This is a genomic window from Paenisporosarcina sp. P4_E4_2, assembly GCF_056401595.1.
The window spans coordinates 1-1,875 of record NZ_JBFUJC010000468.1 but is presented as its reverse complement, the minus strand read 5'-3'; the positions used below and the strand labels follow the sequence as shown (position 1 = coordinate 1,875).

The following is a 1,875-nucleotide window of genomic DNA, read 5'->3' as shown; positions in this document are numbered from 1 at the left end:
ATCTGAAGGTGCCATAACTCGTGAGCAGTTGGAAGGTAAATCTGCGGACGAAATCACAGAATTTATTAAAGCGGAAGTTTACAAACGCTATGATGAAAAAGAAGAGGAAATGTCTCCTGAACGTATGCGTGAATTTGAAAAAGTTGTCCTGTTGCGTTCAATTGATTCAAAATGGATTGATCACATTGATGCGATGGATCAACTGCGCCAAGGAATTCACTTGCGTGCTTACGGACAAATCGATCCACTTCGTGAGTATCAAAATGAAGGATTTGCGATGTTCGAAGCGATGGTTGAGTCTGTACAGGATGATGTTGCGAAATATGCCATGAAGGCAGAAATACGCAATAACCTGGAACGTGAAGAAGTAGCGAAGGGCCAAGCGGTTAATCCGAAAGAAGAAGGCGGATCTGTCAAGAAAAAGCCAGTTCGTACAGAAGCTTCAGTAGGAAGAAATGAAATGTGCCCATGCGGCAGTGGCAAGAAATTCAAAAATTGCCATGGTGCTGTTGAAAGATAACGGAGGAATTTAGACATGATGGAATTATCAGATGTACGTAATGAATTAGACAGAACAGCTTCAAAATTATCCGACTTTAGGGGGTCTCTTTGACTTAGAAAACAAAGAGGCAAGAATTGCTGAGTTGGATGAAAATATGTCGATGCCTGACTTTTGGAATGATCAACAAGCAGCGCAAGTGGTCATTGGTGAGGCAAATGGATTAAAAGAAATTGTGAACGAATATAACGAATTGCTTGATACCCAGGAAAACTTAGAAATGACATTGGAWTTGTTACGCGAAGAACCTGACGAGGAATTGCAAGAAGAACTCAGCAGTGAGATGAAAGAGTTTACTGCGAAATTGGGCGATTTTGAACTGCAATTATTACTGAGCGAACCGTATGACAAAAACAATGCCATTCTTGAACTTCATCCTGGAGCAGGAGGAACGGAGTCTCAGGATTGGGGCTCCATGCTACTGCGCATGTATACACGTTGGGGCGAGAAGCGTGGATTCAAAGTGGAGACACTCGATTATTTACCTGGTGACGAAGCTGGAATTAAGTCCGTCACACTAGGATTTAAAGGCCACAATGCATACGGCTATTTGAAAGCTGAAAAAGGGGTTCATCGTTTAGTACGAATTTCTCCTTTCGATTCTTCTGGCCGACGTCATACTTCTTTCGTATCCTGTGAAGTTATGCCTGAATTTAATGATGAAATCGAAATTGACATTCGTACGGAAGATTTGAAAATCGATACGTACCGTGCCAGTGGTGCAGGTGGTCAGCATATCAATACGACTGACTCCGCTGTCCGTATCACTCATTTACCTACAGGTGCAGTTGTTACGTGTCAACAAGAACGTTCTCAAATCAAGAACCGTGAAAAAGCAATGACGATGTTAAAAGCGAAATTGTATCAATTGAAAATCGAAGAACAAGAAGCTCAGATGCTCGAAATTCGAGGGGAGCAAAAGGAAATCGGTTGGGGATCTCAAATTCGTTCATATGTCTTCCATCCTTATTCAATGGTAAAAGATCACCGTACAAATGCTGAAAGTGGCAATGTGCAAGGTGTAATGGACGGCGATATCGATTTGTTCATCAATTCCTACTTGCGATCAAAAATGAATTAAGGCAAAAACGGACATCCTACAGAGGTGTCCGTTTTTTTATGGTTCTGTAAACTCTTACGAAGGATAAAAAAGCTCAGTTAATTTTTGCTGTTTTGCTCCATATCCCTAAACAACAACAAAGAAATAATACATAGCTTACTAAAATTAAGGGAAAACAATTAAGTAGGTGGTTTTCATACTTGTTAGCTCATGCGGAACATGCGGCCAGCGCAAATGTACGATAAATCAACGTATA

The 1,875-nt window shown here is 41.0% G+C and carries 2 protein-coding genes; both read left to right on the top strand.

Translation table 11 applies throughout. The annotated features are described in order from the left end of the window. Positions 1 to 520, top strand: a 520-nt coding sequence (locus AC1DSB_RS18745) for an SEC-C metal-binding domain-containing protein (RefSeq protein WP_477587357.1), incomplete at its 5' end; no start/stop codon positions are given. Between the two features lie 18 nt (positions 521 to 538). Further along, positions 539 to 1,640, top strand: a protein-coding gene (gene prfB / locus AC1DSB_RS18740) for a peptide chain release factor 2 (protein ID WP_477587358.1) whose coding sequence is annotated in 2 segments (ribosomal slippage) — positions 539 to 610 and positions 612 to 1,640 — 1,101 coding nt in all. Because the reading frame shifts where the segments join, the coding sequence is not laid out codon by codon here. Positions 1,641 to 1,875 lie beyond the last annotated feature (235 nt).